The organism is Gemmata obscuriglobus (genome assembly GCF_008065095.1).
GTDB lineage: Bacteria > Planctomycetota > Planctomycetia > Gemmatales > Gemmataceae > Gemmata > Gemmata obscuriglobus.
Genome location: NZ_CP042911.1, coordinates 2,543,784 through 2,563,147 on the forward strand (window position 1 = coordinate 2,543,784; position 19,364 = coordinate 2,563,147).

The 19,364-nt window shown below is 66.5% G+C and carries 11 protein-coding genes; 7 read left to right on the forward strand and 4 right to left on the reverse strand.

Translation table 11 applies throughout. The features are described 5' to 3' along the window. Positions 1-142: 142 nt before the first annotated feature. From GobsT_RS10620 to GobsT_RS37640, 3 genes are all read left to right on the forward strand, one after another. Complete coding sequence (locus GobsT_RS10620) at positions 143-5,038, forward strand: polymorphic toxin-type HINT domain-containing protein (protein ID WP_148087691.1); 4,896 nt, start codon at positions 143-145, stop codon at positions 5,036-5,038. Further along, complete coding sequence (locus GobsT_RS10625) at positions 5,038-5,673, forward strand: hypothetical protein (RefSeq protein WP_148087692.1); 636 nt, start codon at positions 5,038-5,040, stop codon at positions 5,671-5,673. The genes GobsT_RS10620 and GobsT_RS10625 overlap by 1 nt, the downstream gene beginning before the upstream one ends. A gap of 266 nt (positions 5,674-5,939) precedes the next feature. Continuing rightward, positions 5,940-6,092 (forward strand): hypothetical protein, encoded by a 153-nt coding sequence (locus GobsT_RS37640; protein WP_010044417.1) that lies wholly within the window; start codon positions 5,940-5,942, stop codon positions 6,090-6,092. Between the two features lie 1,019 nt (positions 6,093-7,111). Here the strand turns inward: GobsT_RS37640 and GobsT_RS10630 are convergent. Then, positions 7,112-10,531, reverse strand: a complete 3,420-nt coding sequence (locus GobsT_RS10630; RefSeq protein WP_029601082.1) for an Ig-like domain-containing protein — start codon at positions 10,529-10,531, stop codon at positions 7,112-7,114. A 404-nt stretch (positions 10,532-10,935) separates the two neighbouring features. After that, the gene (pyk, locus tag GobsT_RS10635) at positions 10,936-12,378 is read right to left on the reverse strand and encodes a pyruvate kinase (protein ID WP_010044421.1); all 1,443 of its coding nucleotides are present in this window, start codon (positions 12,376-12,378) and stop codon (positions 10,936-10,938) included. Positions 12,379-12,429: 51 nt separating this feature from the next. Here pyk and GobsT_RS37645 point away from each other — a divergent pair, with 51 nt between their 5' ends. Next, positions 12,430-13,011, forward strand: a complete 582-nt coding sequence (locus GobsT_RS37645) for a hypothetical protein (RefSeq protein WP_010044423.1) — start codon at positions 12,430-12,432, stop codon at positions 13,009-13,011. A 137-nt stretch (positions 13,012-13,148) separates the two neighbouring features. Further along, the gene (locus GobsT_RS37650) at positions 13,149-14,063 is read left to right on the forward strand and encodes a HEAT repeat domain-containing protein (RefSeq protein WP_162097383.1); all 915 of its coding nucleotides are present in this window, start codon (positions 13,149-13,151) and stop codon (positions 14,061-14,063) included. Between the two features lie 4 nt (positions 14,064-14,067). Here GobsT_RS37650 and GobsT_RS10645 read toward each other — a convergent pair whose 3' ends face one another. Beyond that, entirely contained in the window at positions 14,068-14,832 is a 765-nt protein-coding gene (locus GobsT_RS10645; protein ID WP_010044428.1) for a DUF4058 family protein, read from the reverse strand. A 372-nt stretch (positions 14,833-15,204) separates the two neighbouring features. On the opposite strand from GobsT_RS10645, the gene GobsT_RS10650 reads away from it, so the two are divergent. Continuing rightward, positions 15,205-16,722, forward strand: a complete 1,518-nt coding sequence (locus GobsT_RS10650) for a BBP7 family outer membrane beta-barrel protein (protein ID WP_148087693.1) — start codon at positions 15,205-15,207, stop codon at positions 16,720-16,722. A gap of 121 nt (positions 16,723-16,843) precedes the next feature. Further along, the gene (hisG, locus tag GobsT_RS10655) at positions 16,844-17,716 is read left to right on the forward strand and encodes an ATP phosphoribosyltransferase (RefSeq protein WP_109571157.1); all 873 of its coding nucleotides are present in this window, start codon (positions 16,844-16,846) and stop codon (positions 17,714-17,716) included. Between the two features lie 1,128 nt (positions 17,717-18,844). Here the strand turns inward: hisG and GobsT_RS10660 are convergent. Then, the gene (locus tag GobsT_RS10660; protein ID WP_010046953.1) at positions 18,845-19,195 is read right to left on the reverse strand and encodes a nuclear transport factor 2 family protein; all 351 of its coding nucleotides are present in this window, start codon (positions 19,193-19,195) and stop codon (positions 18,845-18,847) included. Positions 19,196-19,364 lie beyond the last annotated feature (169 nt).

Here is a 19,364-nt window from a genome sequence, read left to right on the forward strand (position 1 = left end):
AGCTCAACTCTCCCGAATCGCGGCGATTGTCCGTGTCAGACTGGATCGAATGCTGATCGCGTTGGCAATTGATTAGCAATTTCTCTGGTTGTTTCTTTCGCACAGTCGTCTGCCTGAAGCCTTTCGCACGGAGTACGCGCCCATGCTGAGCGAAGCCTTGCGCCGGTTCGTCCGCCGTCTCTTGGCCCGGTCCCCGTTCCGCGAGCCCTTCGGGCGGTCGTCGCGTGTTGTCACCCGCCACACCGGCCTGCCGTACCGGTTCCGGCTGGCGGGGCTCGAGGCGATCGAGAGTCGGGACCTTCCCGGCTCGCTGCTCGCCCTCGAGTCCCTCCCGACGTTTCAGGACCTCAGTTTCCCCGCGCCGCCCGCGGGCGTTCCGGCCCTCACCTCCTGGTTGGGTGACAATCCGGTCGGCAGCGGTTCGGCTTCTTCAGCCGCCGAAAGCTCAACCCCTGCCGTCCTTGACTTCTCCGGGAGCGACTCCGACCGTGGGGGCTCTGGCGCATCGAGCGATGAGCCCCTGTCGGGTTTCCACAGCACCGTTGATGACGATTTGGGGATCTCCTGGGACGTTCCGTTCGCTGCGCTGGGCGAAATGCCGCCCGCCTCAGCCCCGAACCCGAATGGTACGGCCGGCGGTCCCGCGGGGTTCGGGGAGAGCCCGACCGGAGGGTCGTCAGGCAGCGGGTCGGGAGGCGGCGGACTGGAAGGTGAAGGAGGTGGCACCGGAGGAACCGGGGGAACGGGTGGTGGTTCGGTTGGCGGGCCGGTGGGCGGCGGTCTGGAAGGCGAAGGAGGTGGCACCGGAGGAAGCGGAGGGACGCCGGGGGGCGAAACGGGAGGTGGTGGAGAAACGGGCGGCGGGGAGACGGGAGGTGGCGGGGAGACGGGCGGCGGGGAGACGGGAGGTGGCGGGGAGACGGGCGGCGGAGAAACGGGCGGCAGCGGTGGTACCGGCGGCGGCACTTCGTCGACCGGCGTCTGGATCGAAGCCGACAACGATTACGTTTACCGCGGCGATACCGTTACGTTCTACGTCCAGACATCGCTCACCCCCGAGCCGGTGTACACCTCGATCGAGTGGGATTTTGACTACCAGGCAGGCAACTTCCAGGCCGACGTTTCCGGTACCGACGAGTTCGCTCCACACACGTTCACAAGCGTGGGGAATGCCACGGTTGCCGCGCGGTTGACCAACGCCCAAAGTGTTGAGGTCGTCACGACGGCTGTCACGGTCCACCACGAACCGCCCGTCCTCACCGTCCCGGAAAACCTCACGGTCGTTGCCGGCAACACCAAGACGCTGACCGTAACAGCCGACACCGATGTCGCCATCACCGGGGTTGAGTGGTGGGTCGCCCTCGACGGCTGGGAGTACGAGCAGGTCTCGGACATGACCACGCTCGCGGCGGACTACGAGTTCGAGACCTACGGCGACTACGACTTCTGGGTCCAGGTAACCGACGCCAACGGCGAGGTGGCCGAGAGCGGGTTCACCGTCAAGGCGACCAACGACACGCCGGACGGGTACGCGTTCTACCGGACCGCGACCGGTGTCGTCAACGCGACGGTCGATGAGGGGAGCGTGGTCACGTTCGTGGTCACCGACCTCGACCGCGAACTCGATGTCGAGAACACCGACTCGCTGACCGTGGAGGTCGATTGGTACGGGACCGGAGAGTACGACATCGTCAACGACGGCGACTGGACGTTCAACCGGGAACTCAAAACGGTCACGTTCGACACCCCGTACGAAGACAACCCGGAGGGCGGAACCGTCTGGCACGCCAAGGTCCGGGTAACCGACGATTGGGGGGCGGCTACCGACGACGCCGTTGATGTCCACGTCCGCAACGTGGCCCCGACCGCAACGGTTCAGGCGGGCACGGTCATCTCGACCGTGGCCACGGGCGGCCAGGATGTGCGTGTGCTGTACGACCAGGAGTTGCTCTCGTTCGAGAACATCGTCGAACCGTCCGAGGCCGACCTCGAACAGATGGAGTTCTTCTGGATAGTCGACGGGACCCGGCTGGGGAACACGGCCGCCGTTCCGCTACCCGACTACACGGTGGCCCGGCCGCACATCGTCGAAGCGTACATGAAGGACAAGGACGGCGGCGAGACGCCACACGTCACCTTCAAACTCGTGGTCGCACCGGCGCCCATCCCGGCTGCGCATGCGATGGGCATGCCGGAGGGGACTGGGGACCCCAACGACCCGAACGAAGGGGATTTCTTCACCACCGATTCGGGCCTCTTGGTCGAGCCGCAGTTGGGCGACGGACTGCCAAGCGCGACCGTGTTCGGCAAGTTTATCCCGACCGACATGACTGTTGACAATTACCTCCAGTACGCGAGCTGGCCCATCGTCCGCCGGTCGGTCGGGGTCGGCCAGGGGTTCAGTGTCAAGTTCACCTACGATCCGGAGAGCCTAGCGTTCGCTGCCGCGCACGGGTACACCCTCCGGTACCGGTACGCGATCGACGTGCAGTACCCGTCCGACGGGCACGGGAGCGGGCCGCTGCCGCCGCACCAGTACACCAAGACCGCGAGCGACACCATCTCGGTCTCCGGTCAGCCGGAGGACCGGGTCATCATCGTGACGGTGATCCCGGAGATGCTGAGCGGCGGCACCGTGGTGCGGTCGGCCGGGCCGCACCAAGTGATCGCCACCACCCCGCGGTCGCAGTCCACCTGGGATCAGGCGGTGGACCTGTGGAAGATGGTCCGGGACCTGGCCCCGCAGCTCGGCAGCGCGGCCGCCAACCTGTTCACGTCGCTGTCCGGGAGCGGGTTCACGACCCTGATGAGCAACCTGGAGGCCGGGCTGACCGGGGCGCTCAGCGACTTCGTCAGCGGGTTCCAGACGACCAGCAAGAAGGCGTTCTTCGAGTGGCTCGGGGCGGGCTCGACCACCCTTCTGTCGAACCTGGCGAACGCCAACTTCAACGAGTGGGAGGACATCCAGGCGTTCCTGCTCGGGTACGCCGGGCTGACGTGGGACAACGTGCAGGCGGTGATGCTGCAGGAGCTGGGTGCCGGGAACGTGGCGGCGGTGACGAAGATCTACGACGACTACTTCGCAGCCGAGTCGGACACGTCGAGCGCCCGATCGCTGATGGCGTTCGTCAATAAACTCGATCCCAACCTGGTCGAGGGGCTGAAGACCAAGGCGATGGAGCAGATCACGATCGCGGCGGGGCGAGCCGTGGCCCAGGCGGCGTCCATGTTCCTGCCGGGTGCGGGTGCGATCCGCGGGCTGTACAACGCCCTTCAGTGGGCGCTCGACAACCGGACCCAGATGGGGGACATGTTCACCAAGATCGTGGACAGCCTGAACGCGCTGGCGGCGGGCAACGCGGGCAACTTCCGGGCGGAGCTGTTGGGGGCCATGAACGCATCGCTCGGGCCGCTGATCGGTCTGGCGGCGCAGCAGTTCGGTCTGAACAAGCTGCGGGACGAACTGAAGCGTCTGACCGAGTACGTGCCGCAGCGGGTGGACAAGCTGCTGCGGGACCAGGTGGCGGCCGTGGCCAAGGGGCTGGGTGGCGGGGTGATCACGGGGGCCGAATCCGGCAAACTAACATCGACGCAATTCACGTTCGCGTACAAGGGGAAGAGCTACAAGCTGGTGCCGGTGGAGGCGGGAACCGCGTCGCAGTTGAAGATCATCCACCAATCGGAGGGGAACAAGGTCCACGTGTTCACGGCCCAGGACTTCGACGGGCCTGCTCTGGCCAAGTACCAGGAGGTGATGGCGGCCGAGGTGGCGGTGCGTGCGGCGGCGAGCGGTCCGACGCGAGTGGCCATCAAGCAGAACGTTAACGGTGCAGGCACCACCGCGCCGCAGCCGAAGGCGAAGTTCGCGGATCTGAAAGCGAAGCAGGCGGCCCTGGACACCAAGCTGGCGGACCTGACGGCGTACCTGCAAGCGAACGGGTGCAAGTACCTGAACGCGGGTTGCTTCGCGGCCGGGACCAAGCTGCTGACGCGGCGCGGGTGGGTGGCGGTCGAGTTACTGGGGATCGGGGACGAGGTTGCCAGCCGCACCGAGCACGACCTGACTGGGCCGGTGGAGTGGAAGGCGGTGGAGGACACGTTCCGCCGCATGGGCCGGGTGCTGCACCTGCACTTCGCGGGCGGGGAGCTGATCCGCACGACGCCGGAGCACCCGTTCTGGGTGGACGGGAAGGGGTGGACCGCGGCCGGGTCACTGGCCGCGGGGGACCGGATCGCGACCTTGTCAGGCGAGTGGGTGCCCATCGCCGAGGTGTTCGACACCCAGGAATGGGAGCCGGTGTACAACCTGCGGGTGGCCGACCACCACACCTACTTCGTCGGCGACGACAACTGGGGGTTCGCCGCCTGGGCGCACAATGCGTACGTTGTCGTGCACAAGAAGGTCGGCAAGAAATATGTTTGGAGTGTTGAGGACGAGAGTAAGCAGACACCTGCTGCATCTGTAGATCGTTACGTTCGCGATGTATTTGGTGCGAGAGCGACCTTCGCCACACAGGACATTGCTCTCAAAGTGCGTGACCAGCAGCAAAAGGCGGAGGAGAAAGTAACGGCTCTATCTACCGATGACGGAGATCGTTTTGAGTTCTTAGCGCGAATCTCTCACGCACCAAGCCGGCATTCCGAACTCATTTTCAGGCCGGATGGAACTATTTGGCAGGAAATCGATTTTGAAGTCAACGGCCGCATTTACGAAACTGGAATTTCGCTTGGGTCGAAACAGGAGCAACTCATCCGCTATGGTATCATTGCGCGCGCTCGAGGAATGACCGTTGGCGTCATCTTCGGGCCACGAGCATCATCGACAACAGTGCGAACTTACTACGCTACACTCTCCGTGCCATTTAGCAATGCACTTATTCAAGAAGAGATGCCGCCGGGAGTAAGTATCTCGGATAGTCAGATTGTCGCCTCGTATTTTACCACATTTGAAGGTCGGACTTATGGTTTTCCCGCGCCAATAATAGGTCAAAATTCAATGCTCATTTGGCCTACTGACTGGGAAAGGACGACTAACTGATGAGCTCGCGCTGGTGTTGGTTTGGATACCCGGCGCCGGGGCGGTCACTCAATCCGTCAGCAGGTTTGGCCGCGCTCGGCAACTCATTCCGTCCCGATCCGCCATCCGTTTATACAATGGCGGCCGAAAAAAATCCGGACTCTCCCGATATCGGTTGGCTCCGGCGAACCCGACTGAGTGAGCCGGTTTCGCTCGCGCTCCGCCATCGGCTCTCGATGGGAGAGAACATTAAAGCTTTTCTTCGATTTGAAGGGGTAGAATCGGGCTTTTACCAAACAGCCGCGGAATTCTACTCGTTCCACTCTGCCCGGAAACCCGAGCTGATCTTGGTGTACTCAACTCACGAGACGAGCTTCCAGCAACAGATTATGCTTCGATACGTGCGAATATTTGCATCTGCCGCCAATGCCGCGTACTTGATACGAACGAATGAGATATGGAACCTCGATGAACTATTCATATTGTCCGAGCCGGTGCCTGAACTGCGATTCCCAGATCCGGCATTCGGGCACGGGGTGTACGAGGTCTGCGTCAACGCCGCCAACGGCGGGTTGAAACCGATCGGATTAGAAGCGGTACCTGGCGAGCCGGTTGAAGCGGGCTTCATCAGTTTTGCCGCACTACGACCGGCATGAACGAGATAGAGGTAAGCGTTCACAGTTGATGAAGTTGGCAATCACCAGATTGCGTAGAAGAATTTTCGTCATCACTTTTCTGTTAGCTCGACGACGTATCCGGGCAGCCGCGAGCACCGATCGGTGTTCGCGGCCGCGGTCGCGGCGCGTTCGTGCTGTCCCGAGCTATACCCGATGAGGATTGGTCGGCCGGGCGGGACTAAGAACCGCAGTTACGCTTCACCGAACGCGGGCGCGTCGCTCACGACGAACTGGACGGCCTGCGATTGAATCGGTCGCTGCTCGGCCACGTGTTCGGCCGGATGCCCGATCCGCTCTATGTGGCGGACCGCGCTGGCGACGTGTTCGGCCCCGGCATTGGGGTCGACATTGATGGTGGCGAACTAGGCCCGCAACCGCTCGATCACCTCATCCGGTGACAGATAAGATTGCCCGTCCGGTAGTCCTAGCCAATGAGTCATTCGCCTTGTCTTCTAAACAGCAGCTCATTCTGCGATCAGAAAGCGTTCAGCGACGGGATACAGCGCGTTGCCCAGTGGCCCGTTACTTCCCGCTGTATCAACGAAGAGAGTCGCCGTTCGCACCGGCCGTCAAGGTTCGCGTTCAGCGCGGCCAAGTCGTGTAACAGATCGCAGGACGGATCGGTTTTGAACGCGGCTTCGGTCTCGTCGCGGGTGCGGACCAATGCCTCTCGTGCGAGGGTGGGAACGGCTGCCAACTGAACCCAGTAACTCTGCGCGAACGAACAGCGACCCCTTCAGCCCTTGCTGGTATCGAAGGGCGTTGTGGTGGGACCACGAGAGCTTCGCGACATCATCTGTACCGCACCGGCTTCACACCTCGATTGTCTCGCGTATCACAGGGTCTTCTTTACAGATCCCTTCAGCAACGGCATTTTCGGCAAGGTTGAAATGCGTTGATCCGGACTCACCATGGAGCGCGTTGCCATCAGGTTGGTAGGGGGCCGCAGCGGGCGCTACACGAATCATGTGGCCGAGGCCCCAGGTGCAGCCAGCCTGCCAGGGTTAGTGACAGAGGAGTGGGTGCTCGCGGCACGAGCGACATTCGCGGACGGGACGGGCGATGGGGTATGAACTGACGTTCCGCGGGCGATTCGCTGCCTATTCGCTGGTACGGCATTACCACCGAATCGCGCCCTCAAAACCCGGACAATCGCTCCCGGTGAGCTGATCTGGGCTTCCGCGTAACGCGAAACGTCTGCTGTAACACGTTTCTGCGGCGACTCTTACGGCGGGTGCTGGTTCGGCACAGGGAACACCCGTCTCGGGCGAAAACTGGTGCGGTCGCTTCACCCGAGGCTTCTCAAACGGCCAGAACTACCACGCAGGGGGAATTGGCGATGTGCGTGAAATCGATGCCGCGTCCGAGTCACAGAGGGGCGTTTCACCTCCGAGTTCACGCCCCTCTGTTTGGAGGATTACGCCTTCACCAGGATGGCCCCTTCGCCGTTGCGGAGGGTGATCGAGGTCACGTACTGGCCCAGCGTGCCGTTCGAGTTCACGATCCGGTACGTGCCGCCGAGCTGGTGCGTCGTCGCGGTGTTGTTGCCGGTCGTCCCTTCGCCCTTGCCCTGGGCATACGACAGGGGCTTGTACAGCACCAGCGCGTTCTCGTACTCCCGCGCCATCACCTGGTACGTGAGGGCCGAGTTCGCCGGGTCGGTTCCGGTGGCGAGCACCTTCATGGAGCCGACCGGCGCGCCGACGTTCACGTTCACCGCCGGCGACCAGTGCTCGGTCCACGAGGACGACGGGCTGTCGCCGCCGAAGAACATCAGGAACGAGCGGTCCGGGTCCGCGACCAGGTAGTAGTACGCGAGCGTCGCGAGCTGCGTGCGCGAGTCGTACCGCGACCCGCCCTCGGGGCTGCTGTCGATCACCAGGTACGGCGCGTTCGGGCTGTTCAGCCGGCGCTGGATGAGGTTCACCGCGTCGCCCACCTCGGACCAGTTGGCCGACATCGGGCGGATGAGGAACTCCTCGAACGACCCCGCGGAGCCGGCGGTGATCGCGTCCGCGGTGGTGGACCCGCCCGCGGTGTTCGCCAGCACCCACCGCGGGGCGATCGCCCGCGACACGGCGCTCATCAGCGCGCCGGAGTCCTCGGCGAACGTGGCCGTCGGCTCCAGCACGCTGGTGCCCGCGAACGGCACCTTGCCGGTCGCGTTGTCCATGAACACCCCGTCGGCCAGCGGGTTGGCGGTCAGCAGTTGGACGTGGTACTCCTGCGCCCAGTGCCGCACCGCGGACGACGACGGGTTCGTCACGAACCGCATCTGGCCGTAGTAGGGGTAGAACAGCCGCGTCTCGTACACGAACCGGGCGTCGAACCCCGCCTGGCGGCCGGCGTACTCGGCGTCGTTCAGGTAGCCGTCGTGGTCCTTGTCCGCGGCGTAGTCGAACGCCGGGATGGTGCCCGTGCTGGCGCCGTTGGCGTTCACGTAGTCGCGCCCGAAGATCGTCTTCAGCTCCGGGGCGGAGCCGGCCGCGCCCGCGGTGACGCGGAGCCGTACCGAGTACAGCAGCGCGCCGCCGGGCGTCGCCGCGGCCGGCACCCAGTCCTTCGGCGGGTCGAATGTGATCCGCCCCGAGGTCCGCAGCGCCGCCGTCTGGTCGGATGTGAGGGTGAGCGTCTTCCAGGCGGTCGGGTTGCCGCTCGCGTCCACGGCGGTGGCGTACTCCCACACGCCCGACCAGTTCCCCGTCGCGCCGTTCCCGAGCGTGACGTTCATCTCGCGGAACTTCTCGACGTACCCGAACGACGTGGTGGTGCCCGCGGCCCCGAGCGACACGGCCGTTGCGCGGCCGCCCCGCGCCGCCGAAGTAATGTCCGTCGGGGTCCCGGTGCCGTTCGACTGGTACGCGCCCCAGAACCAGTTCACCGGCTGCGACGACGGGCTGGAACCGGTGAACGCGGTCGCCTTCGTGACGTGGTAGAACGCCAGCTCGCGCGACACCCCGGTGCGGTCCGCGTACGCGAGCCAGCTCGTCAACAGCCCCTGGTAGAGGTTCGAGACGTTGCTGTAGATAAGCTGCGGGGTGTCCGGGCTGGCGCCCTGGATGGCGCCGAGGTAGCTCGGGTTCGGGATCACCAGGTCGACGCTGTCGCGGAGCAGTTGCTGCTCGAACGCGCCGGTGATCGGGGTGCCGCTGTACGCGAGCTGCGCGATGCGGATGTAGCTGTAGTGCCGCGGGATCTCCGGGGCCGGCAGCGGGTCCATGTTGGGGTTCGAGACGGTCAGCGTGATCTCCTTGGAGGTCACGTTGCCGGCGCTGTCGAACGCGCGAACGGTGAGCGTGTACGTTCCGTTGACGACCGTGGTGCTGTCGAACGTCCACTCGGCCGGCGTCGTGGCGGACACCGCGCGGACCTGGTTGTTGAGCCGGAACTCGACGCGCTCGAAGTCCCCGGTGATGGTGGCGCGGAAGGTGACCTCGCCGGTCACGTCGCCGCCGGCCCCGCTGGCCCCGTTCACGCGGGTGACCGTGACCTGCGGTCCGGTGGACTGGCCCGCGGGCTTGGCCTCGAAGTCGTCCACGGTGAGCGCGCCGGACGCCGCCGCCTTCCGCCCGACGCCCGCCCGGCCGCCCGCGGTGATGCTCGCGTCGCGGAGGTCCAGCACGAAGTCCGGGCTGTCGGACCACGAGCCGTCCGGCGTGAGCCACTGGCGGGTGTCGGTGCGGTACAGTTGCACGCGCAGCCGGTCGCCCTCGGCGACGAGCCGGGCGCGGACCCACACGCCCGAAACGTACGCGGTCGATTTGATCGACCCGAGGACGGTTTCGGTGCCGTTGACCACCTTTACCAGTTGCGCGGTCAGCCCGCGCGTGAGGCTGATGGCGTAGTACGTGGGCGTGCCGCCCTGCAGGTTCGAGCCGCGGGCGAACACCTGCGCCGGGATGAGGCTGTCGAGGTACACCGCCGCGGACACGTCGATGTCGGCCGGCAACTCCGCATCGGCCCACGCGCGGGCGGCCGTGTTCGACAGCCCGTTGGACGCGAGGCCGTTCGAGGGGCTGAGGGCGCGGGCGGTACTCGTTTGGAAGCCGTTCGCCGCGGCCGTGGACCAACCGCTCCACCCCACGGGGAGCGCGCCGGCGGCGGTCGAGTCGAACGACTGGGTGACCACCCCGGGCACGACGGGCGGGTCCGCGACGAACGCGGAGAAGTTGTCCAGCGCGACCGCGCCGGCGTAGAGCGCGTTGCGACCGATGCCGACCTTGCCGTCCGCGGCCGCGAGAGTGGTGGTGGCCGAAATCGCGCTGGTCGCGGCCGCCTGCCACGTGCCGGCCGCCGTGAGGTACTGTCCGGTGTCGGCCCGGGTCACTTCGACCTTCGCGGTCGCGCCGTCGGGGACCAGCGACACACGGATCCACTGGCCCGAGAGGTACGAGGAGCCGGGCGAGCTCACGGTGCCGAGCACCCGTGCCGTGCCGCCGCTCACCTCGACAAGTTGAACCTTCAGCCCGCGGGTCACGACGGCCGCGAGGTAGCTCCGGTCGCCCGTCTCGAGGTTCGAGCCGCGGGCGAACACGAACGCGGGCACCAGCGAGTCCGCTCGGAGCGAGGTCGAGACGCCGGCGTCTGCGGGAACGGTTTGCGGGTGCCAGGCGAGTGCCGCGGTGCGGCTCCCGCCCTGCGACAGCGCGCCGGCCGTGCCCTCCATGCCGCTCCCGGTCGCGGAGGCGAGCGCCGCGGTCCCGTCGCTGGACCACGTCGCCCACCCGGAGGGCAGGGCCGGCGTGGCGACCGCGTCGAAGGTCTCGGTAAAGAGGACGGAGGGGTTCTCGCGGGTCTCGAGCGACTCGAACGAAAGGCGCGTGCGCAGGGATGGCATGACGCGACGTTGCTCCTCAACGGTGGTGGTCGTCCCCGCGAGGGGGCGGTTCGGGCGCGGCGGCTTCCGGACCGTTCGTGACCGTGTCGTGGTGTCGTCAGTTGGAGTTCGGCCGCCAGACGAGCGGCCGGAGAAGAATTGCGCGTGCAATGTGCGGGGGCGTATGGGCGGGTGCCCTTACCGCACAGATGACGGGCGCGACCGGCACAACGGGAATGGTTTCGCGTACGAGAGGCCGTTCTCCGTGCCCTTCGACCAAACATGAGGGAGACGCAGTCACCTTCATGACAACCGACAAAGGTCGCGGCACGCTAAACGTTTGCCGCGTCGCCCTGTTTACAGCCCTGAAGAAGACTTTGCGATCGTTTTGCCCTGCGCTTGGTGGAGGAGTTGTGAAACGGTTCTTACGGCTCGCCCGGAACGCCGCCCGCGCCGATCCGCACGACCCGCACCGTCGGGCACCGCGGGCCGCCGGCGATCGGGTGCCCCGCCAGCAGCACCACCCGTTCCCCGGGTGCTATCGTGCCGGCGCGGAACGCGTCCAGTACGGCAGTAGTCATCCGGTCACCCCCTGGTTCGACGGGCGTCATCCGCACGGGCGCGATGCCCCACACGAGCGCCAGTCGCTGAAGAACCGCGTCCGTGGGCGCAACCGCGACGACCCGCGCGCGCGGCCGGTGCCGTGCCGCCAGTTTCGCTGTGCGTCCGGAGAGGGTCGGTGTGACGATCGCCGTCGCGCCCACCTCGTCCGCCAGCGCGCACGCGGCCAGCGTGATCGATTCATCGATCTCGTCGGCCGCGGTGTAGCTCGTGACCAGCGGCCCGCGGCCGCGCACCAGCGCGAAGTGCGACTCCGTTTCGACCGCGATCCGGTCCATGCACGAGACCGCTTCGACCGGGTACGACCCGACCGCCGTCTCGCCCGACAGCATCACCGCGTCGGTGCCGTCGAAGATGGCGTTGGCCACGTCGCTCGCTTCGGCGCGGGTCGGGCGCGGGTTGTTCCGCATCGAGTCGAGCATGTCCGTCGCCGTGATGACCGGCTTCCCGGCGGACCGGGCTTCCGCGATCAACTGCTTTTGCACCGTGGGCACCTGCTCCAGCGGCAACTCCACCCCGAGGTCGCCGCGGGCCACCATGATCGCGTCGAACGCGGCGATGATCGCGCCCGCCCGGCGCACGGCCTCCGGGCGCTCGATCTTGGCGAGTACCGGCACGTTCATGCCGAGCGCGGCGCACGCGGCCCGCACCTCGTCCGCCGCCTCGGCGCCGCGCACGAACGACACCGCCACCCAATCCACCCCGGCCCGCGCCGCGACCGCCAGCGCCGCGCGGTCGCGGTCGGTGAGCGCCGCCATCGTGAGCGGCGTGTCGGGCAGGTTCAACCCCTTGTTCGGGTGCAGCGGGCCGCCCACCGTCACACGCGCTTGGACGCGCCCGCCGCTCGTTTCGCCGGCCGTGAGCTGCAACCGCCCGTCATCGAGCAGCATGCGGTGCCCGGGGCGCACGTCCGCCAGCATTTCGGGTTCCGTGATGACGAGGTCGGACGCCTCGATCGGTGCGGAAGACAGTGAAAAGTGGATCGTGTCGCCGACGTTGAGGAACCGAAGCGCCGGAAGCTTCACCCGCAACTTCGGGCCGGGGAGATCGGCAAGCACCGCAACGAACTTGCCGACCCGTCGCGCCGCGGCGCGGAAGTTGGCCACGCGCCCGATGTGCTCCTCGGGGGCGCCGTGTGAGAAGTTCACCCGGGCCACATCGACGCCGGCACGGAGCACGGCTTCGAGTGCCGCCGGCGTGTCGGTTGCCGGCCCGAGCGTGGCGACGATCTTCGTTCGGCGGCTCATGGCGCGTTCTCTGGGTACATTGGTTCGGGTGAGTGAGAGGAGAGGTGGTTTATGGTTCGGGCGCGGCGCGTTCAATTCGTCAGCACCGTTACGGCGGTTCTGGCGCTCTCCGCGCTATTGTTTGCCCTGTTCGCGCCGGCCCTGGCGTTTCTGGAACCGTCGGCGCACGACACCACCCACGAAGCGATTCGGTCGTCGGCGGTGCGGGTGGTGCTGGTGTGGTGCTTTGCGTGGCCGATCGCGCTCGCGCGAACCGTCGCCGTTCGGCTCCGGGTGCTCTGGACGCTCGGGTGCGCACTGCTGTTCGTACATATTGCGGTGGCATTTCACGTCGGGCACGGGTGGTCGCACGCGGCCGCGTGGGAGCACACGCGGCAGGTGGGTGGGTACGGGGATGGGGTGTTTGTGAACTATGCGTTTGCGCTTGTGTGGCTGGTGGATGTGGTGTGGGCGTGGGTCGCGTTCGGGTGGTACTTGCGGCGCCCGCGCTGGTTGACGTGGGCCGTGCACGGGTTCTTTTTGTTCATCATCTTCAACGCGGCGGTGGTGTTCGGTGGGTGGGTGTCGCGAGTGGTGCTTGGGGTGTTCTTCGTCGCTGGTGGGTATCGGATCGCGAGGTGCTACCACCCCTGACGGAGCTTTCGCACCGGCACGAAGTTCGCGCGTCATCAAAAACGGTCGCGCGGCGGTTGCGGGTGCGGTGGTGTGAACTAAAGTTGGTGACGGTTCGGTGGAGCCGGCCTACGTTTTACGGCGAGCGGCGTATCAGCGTGCAACAACCCAGTGCGACCGCCGACGACCCGCTGCCCGACCTCGTTCGGGCGCTGCGGAACGCCAGCGCCGCTATCCGGTTCCGGGCCGCCAAAGACTTGGGGCGACTCGGGTGGCTGGCGCGCGAGGCGATGCCTGCACTGGTGCACGCGCTGGACGACGAGGACGCGAAGGTGCGCGAGACCGCCGCGCACGCCATCGGCGGGATGGGGCCGGAAGCGCTGATCGTGCTCGTGCGGATGCTGGAGCACCACGACAAGTACGTGCGGCGGCACGCGGTCTGGGCGCTGGGCAAGCTCGGCCCGCTGGCGCGGGCGGCGCTGCCGGACCTGTGCCGCTCGCTGAAAGACCCGGACCCGCGCGCCGCGAGCGGCGCCGCGCAAGCGCTGGGGAACCTCGGGGCCGACGGAGCCGACGGGGTACTGGCCCTCGCGGAGGCGATGCGGGGGACAAACATCGTGCTGTGCCGGCTGGCATCGAAGGCGCTCAGCCAGATCGGTCCGCCGGCGCTGGCTACGCTCATCGCCCACCTGCAGCACGCGGACCCATTTGTGCGCGGCGAGTCGGCGCTCGCCCTCGGGTGGATGGGGACGCCCGCGCGGTCCGCGGTCCCGTTCCTGGCGCGGGTGCTGCGCGGGTCCGACGTGGCCCTGAGCCACACCCCGGCGCCGACCGTAACCCCGACCGCGATCCCGGTTCCTAACGACAGCGCCGCACTGACCCCGCCACAACTGAACGGCCCGGACGGGACGTCGGCGGAGATGACCTGTCGGGTGTACGCGGCGCAGGCGCTGGGGCGGATCGGTTCGGCCGCGGCCGCGGCCCTGCCGGACCTGCGGGACGCTGCCCGCCACGCCCCCGAACCGCTCTGCGCGGCCGCCCAGCAGGCGGTTCGCCAGATCCAGGGGACGTGAACGCTCAGCCGTCCACTCCTCCAGAGACCACGTTACGCCACTCGGCCGGGAACGTCTCCCAAGCTGACTGATAGGTCGCTTCCAGCGGCACCTGGACGTACCGCTCGGCGTCGAGGAACAGCGGCGCGTCCGGGATCGTCTCGCCCACCGCAAGCGGGTTCACCAGCGCCGTCACCTCCTCGCCCGCGCAGTACGCCGCGATTGTTAGGGGGCGGTCGGCGGGCTGTACGAATTCCTTGTCGGTCAGCTCCTTCCAGATCGCGCCGTGAACCCCGTTCGGGTCGCGCCGGGTTGGCGGGAACGGGTCGATCACGATCAGGTGCAGCCCCGCGTGAATCATCCCGCATGCCTTGCCAACGAACGCATCGAAGTTTGATACGCCGTCCTTGTTGCCGGGCGACACCAACTCGATGATCGCGACCATCCGGTGGTCGCTGACGTGCCGGATGCTGAGCCGGCGCTGCCCCTGCGGAAGCGGAACACGTTTCTCCTTTGCTTCGACTCGCGCCCGTGGCGGTGCCTCCGCGATTGCAACCCCGCCGGAGCGGTTGGGGAGTTCCCGAGGCGAACCGTTATGGGAGCCGTTGCCGGCCGGATTGTGAAGCGTCAGTACGTCTGGGCCGAAGGTCCGCATCATCTGTTCTGCGAGCGCGTAATACCCGGGCGGCAAAGCACACCCGTTGAGAGCCGCGGCGATGGTATACAGCCAACTACCGTGGAAATGGTGGTAGATACCAGCTTCAACCCGCGTCCAGTCGTGCATCGGCATGGGATGCCCTCCGTGCTGCCATTCTAAACTGCCTCTCCCTCACCGAGTAATGTGGGTTCGGCTCTGCTTTTTCACACGCTCGACCCAAGACGTTCGGTTGGTTCGGGCGCCCAGATTACCTCGCTTCACCGCTCGCGTCTTCTGGCACCCCGTGACCAACCGGCAGAGCCGGTGCGAATCGCAATCGGACTCAAGCCGTGTCTCGAGATGTGCCGATTCTTCCGTGTAGCAGGACGACGTGCGTTGTCCGGGTTGGGCGCGGTGCGTCGGGGGACGCCCGTGAAAGCGGTTCGGGGAGCGGGCAACTTGGGGGAGTGCTCCCTCGGGCCGGCGCCCGCCGGTCCCGCCACGGCGGCAGAGCAGGAGCGTGCCATGCGAAAAAGATTGCTGGGATCGATCGCGGCGTTGGCCGCCGGTGCGGGAACGGCCTGGGCGCAGCCCCCGGTCGAACCCGGGGGAGCACCGGCCGGGATCTCCGGAGGGCCGGCAGGGGCCGCCGGGGCCGCGCCGACGATTATGCCGCCGGGTAACTTCGGTGCGCCGTACGACCCGCTCGGGATCGGCCCGGTGGGCGGGTTCGGCCCGCCGCCCGGTCCGATGTACCCGATGCCCGGGCCGTACGCGGCCCAGTCGTACCAGCCGGCCCCGACGGACGGGATCGGCGGCGACCTGGGGTACGGGACCGCGCCCCGCTGGTGGGTGGACGGCGAGTACCTGCTGTGGTTCAACAAGGGGCAGCCGATCCGGTCCCCGCTGCTCACCACGAGCGCGCCGGCGGACCTGGGCGTCATCGGCCAGGCCAGCACCACGGTGCTGGTGGGGCAGGGGCGCATCGGGTACGGGGCGATCAGCGGCATGCGGCTGCACGCCGGGTTCTTCGGCGACGCGGACCGCCGGTTCGGTTTCGATTTGGGCGGCTGGTTCACCGAGCAGCGGACGGACGTCAAGTCGTTCGGGGCGACCGGGAACACGTCCGGCATCCCGGTGCTGACCCGGCCCATTCAGGACGTGAACGGGGCGACCAGCGGGCTGGTCCTGTCGGCCCCGGGCATCGGCGGGGCCAGTGCCCTGGTGGCCACCCGCAGCTCGGCGTTCAGCATCGAGCCGACGGCCGTGTGGAACATCTACCGGTCCACCCCGGGCTCGCGGTTCGCGTGGTCGCTCGACTTCCTGGCCGGTTACCGGTTCCTCGAACTGCGTGAGGACCTGACGGTGACCACGGCGACCGCGCTGAACAGCGGCACCGTGACGCAGACGGTCGTCACCAACCCGTTCGGGGTCATCACGGTCGTCGGCAGCACCATCAACCCGGCGTCGGCGAACGTGGGCGGGGTCACGGTCGTCGGCACCACGATCAACGCCTACGACAGCGTCCGCACGTACAACCACTTCAACGGCGGTACGATGGGGCTGCGGAGCGAGGCCCGGTACGGGATCTTCACCACCACCGGGTTCGCCAAGGTGTCGCTGGGTAACATGCACCAGCGGCTGGAGATCAGCGGCGGGACCTCGTTCTTCGACCCGGGCAGCCGGGCGGGCACGGTCGTCACCCGGCTCCCGCAGATCGGGTCCGCGGTCGGCGGGGTGCTGGCGAACGCGAGCAACATCGGCCGGTACAACGACGACCGGTTCTCCGTGATCCCCGAGTTCGGCGGCACCCTGGGGGTCGCTCTGACCCGCGGCCTGAGCGGCTACATTGGGCTCAACTTCCTGTACATCCAGGACGTGATCCGGCCGGGCGGGCAGGTCACCAACGTGGTGAGCAGTGCGGCCATCCCGTTCAGCTCCAACTACGGGGCGGCCGGGGCGGCCCGGGCCGGCCGGGTGCTGTTCGACCAGGACGATTACTGGATCGGGGGCGTCAGCTTCGGGCTGCAGCTCAAGTACTGATCCGAGCAAATTCGGAATGCGGAATCCGGTGCGGGGAATAGAACACAGAGAGGGGACGGGGCACGAGTCCTCTCCCGGGTGTCCTATTCCGCCCTCCGAATTCCGCATTCCGAATTTGCACATGAGCGTGTTGAAGTTGGGGTTGCCGGCCGGGTCGCTGCAAGAGGCGACCGCGGATCTGTTCCGCAAGGCCGGGTACAAGATCACGTTCCCGTCCCGCAGCTACTACCCCGTGATCGACGACCCCGAACTGCACTGCACCCTGATCCGCGCGCAGGAGATGGGCCGGTACGTCGCCGACGGGTCGCTCGACTGCGGCCTCACCGGCCACGACTGGATCGTCGAGAGCGGCTCGCACGTCACCGAGCTGGCCGAACTCGTGTTCAGCAAGGTGAGCCGGCGCCCGGTGAAGTGGGTGCTCGCGGTGCCGAACGACTCCGACATCCACGGGCCGAAGGACCTTCAGGGCAAGCGGATCGCCACGGAGGTGGTCAACATCACCAAGAGCTGGCTCGCGGGGCACGGCGTCGCGGCCCAGGTGGAGTTCAGTTGGGGCGCGACCGAGGTGAAGCCGCCGAAGTTCGCCGACGCCATCGTCGAGGTGACCGAGACGGGCAACTCGCTCCGCGCCAACAACCTGCGCATCGTAGACACCCTGCTGACCAGCACGACCCGGTTCGTCGCGAACCCGCAGGCGGCGCTCGACCCGTGGAAGCGCCAGAAGATGGACGACCTGCTCCTGATGCTCCGGGGCGCGATGGCGGCCGAGGGCAAGGTCGGGCTGATGATGAACGTCCGCAAGGCGGACCTGGCGCACGTCCTGAACAAGCTCCCGGCCCTGAAAAACCCGACCATCTCGCCGCTGGCGGATCAGGAGTGGGTGGCGGTCAACACGATCATCGACGAGGACACGGTCCGGCACATCATCCCGCAGTTGAAGGCCGCCGGCGCCAGCGGGATCGTCGAATACCCGCTCACGAAGATCATCGATTAGGCCGAGGACAGATGGTGCCAAGGGTTTCGACCGCTGGCACCATCCCGTTTCGATCTCCCTCTTGTGCCCGTCTTTCGATCGCCTGTCACCGCCGGCGGTTGCTGTGTAACCGACTGGGGCGGAACTGGCTTCCCGTCGCTTCTCGTCGGTCGTTTGCGCTCGGGGCATCTCAATCTCGCGGAACGTGGCGAGAACTGATCGATCGGGCATTTCAGCGTGTAAGTGATTCGAAAACATGATGTTGCGCCTTCGCATCCAGTAAGCGAGGGGCACGGCCGAGAGGCCATATAGGGCGTATCTGCCGATTGTGAGGGCGATTCAGTAGGTAGCGAGCGGGTAGCGAATGGGTAGTGAACCGCCCGCTCCCCGACCCACTCGCGTCCACTCGCCACCCCACCCGACGCCCCCTTGAGCGGCGCTGTAACCCCCGTTACACTTCGCGCCTCGGTAACGCTCTCGACGGGCCGTGACGGGGAATTCCGGTCTCGTTCGTGGGTAGCGAACCGTCCGCGAACCGGTAGCAAACGGCCAGCTCCCCGCCCGCAGTTGTCCGCTCGATGCCCCATCGGTGCTGCCCCTCTGATACACTTCGCGCTTCGATGCACGGCCCGGTTGCGGGTGCCCGTGTTCGGTTTTAGCCTTTGCATTACAGACATTCCGGTCTGTGTACCCTTCGCACGCCGCACGGAACTTCCGGCCTGTGCCTCACGAGGCGGGCCACGTCAATCGGCCGCACGGGTCGTTCGACGGTGCTGGGGCGCCACCTCACGCTGGCACGAACGCTCAGCTCCCCTCTAAATGCAGATGGCACGCACGGGCGCCGCGCACGCGCACCGGCGTCCAAGTGCGGTTCTCTTCGACTGGATGCCCGTCGTTTCAAGTTGGTCCGGTGTGATTGCGGTGACCGATCGAATCGTCAGCCTCTGGTCTGGTGCTGCGCAGGGGGGCTGAAGTTGCGCGCCCGGGGCAGGGGCCTCCGGTAGGCCGACGATCGCACTCCACCCCCTGGCGACCGCGATCACGGTTCCGCTGGTGGTGCCAATATTCGGACCGTAGCTGGTCACGGCGGAACGGAACTTCGAGAGATGAATTGGCATTCCGCAATGCGAAAATTGTTGCACGAGCCCGTCACGTCACTTCATCCTTGATGACGAACGCCCGCACCTCGGCCAGTTTGCCGTCCCGCAACCGCCAGACATCGCAGTACGCGAAACGCTCCTTCTTCCCGTGCCCGCCAACCATCGTCACCGTGCCGACTGCGGTGAGGAACTCGCCCTCTTCGATCAGGTGATCGACCGTCAGTTCGGGTGGCGCGGTGTACGTCTCTGCCATCCACTGCCGCACGGCCTCTTTTCCGCGGAGAACCCGGTCGCCAACGAACGTCCAGACGGTGTCGTCCGTGCAGAACGACAGGAAACCCTCGTAATCACCTTTGGTAACCGCCGCGTTGGCTTGTTCAAGTACCGATTTGTTGTTCATTGCGCTCTCCCGCGAAACGCCGCTACTTGACTCCGAGCCAAGTCATCGTCAATGGTTGTCGTCCGTATTATCTCGTGCAACTACTGTTCCCGCTGCTCGGAACGTTCCGGCTTGCCTGTCGCATCCGTCTCTCGATTCCGGCAATTCGCCCCTTCCGCCATCATTACTA

What these genes read in the sequence shown, in the direction of transcription:
- GobsT_RS10620 (WP_148087691.1), top strand. Translation starts at nt 143, where the DNA reads ATGCTGAGCGAAGCCTTGCGCCGGTTCGTCCGCCGTCTCTTGGCCCGG.
- GobsT_RS10625 (WP_148087692.1), top strand. Translation starts at nt 5,038, where the DNA reads ATGAGCTCGCGCTGGTGTTGGTTTGGATACCCGGCGCCGGGGCGGTCA.
- GobsT_RS10630 (WP_029601082.1), bottom strand. Translation starts at nt 10,531, where the DNA reads ATGCCATCCCTGCGCACGCGCCTTTCGTTCGAGTCGCTCGAGACCCGC.
- pyk (WP_010044421.1), bottom strand. Translation starts at nt 12,378, where the DNA reads ATGAGCCGCCGAACGAAGATCGTCGCCACGCTCGGGCCGGCAACCGAC.
- GobsT_RS37645 (WP_010044423.1), top strand. Translation starts at nt 12,430, where the DNA reads ATGGTTCGGGCGCGGCGCGTTCAATTCGTCAGCACCGTTACGGCGGTT.
- GobsT_RS10645 (WP_010044428.1), bottom strand. Translation starts at nt 14,832, where the DNA reads ATGCCGATGCACGACTGGACGCGGGTTGAAGCTGGTATCTACCACCAT.
- GobsT_RS10650 (WP_148087693.1), top strand. Translation starts at nt 15,205, where the DNA reads ATGCGAAAAAGATTGCTGGGATCGATCGCGGCGTTGGCCGCCGGTGCG.
- hisG (WP_109571157.1), top strand. Translation starts at nt 16,844, where the DNA reads ATGAGCGTGTTGAAGTTGGGGTTGCCGGCCGGGTCGCTGCAAGAGGCG.
- GobsT_RS10660 (WP_010046953.1), bottom strand. Translation starts at nt 19,195, where the DNA reads ATGAACAACAAATCGGTACTTGAACAAGCCAACGCGGCGGTTACCAAA.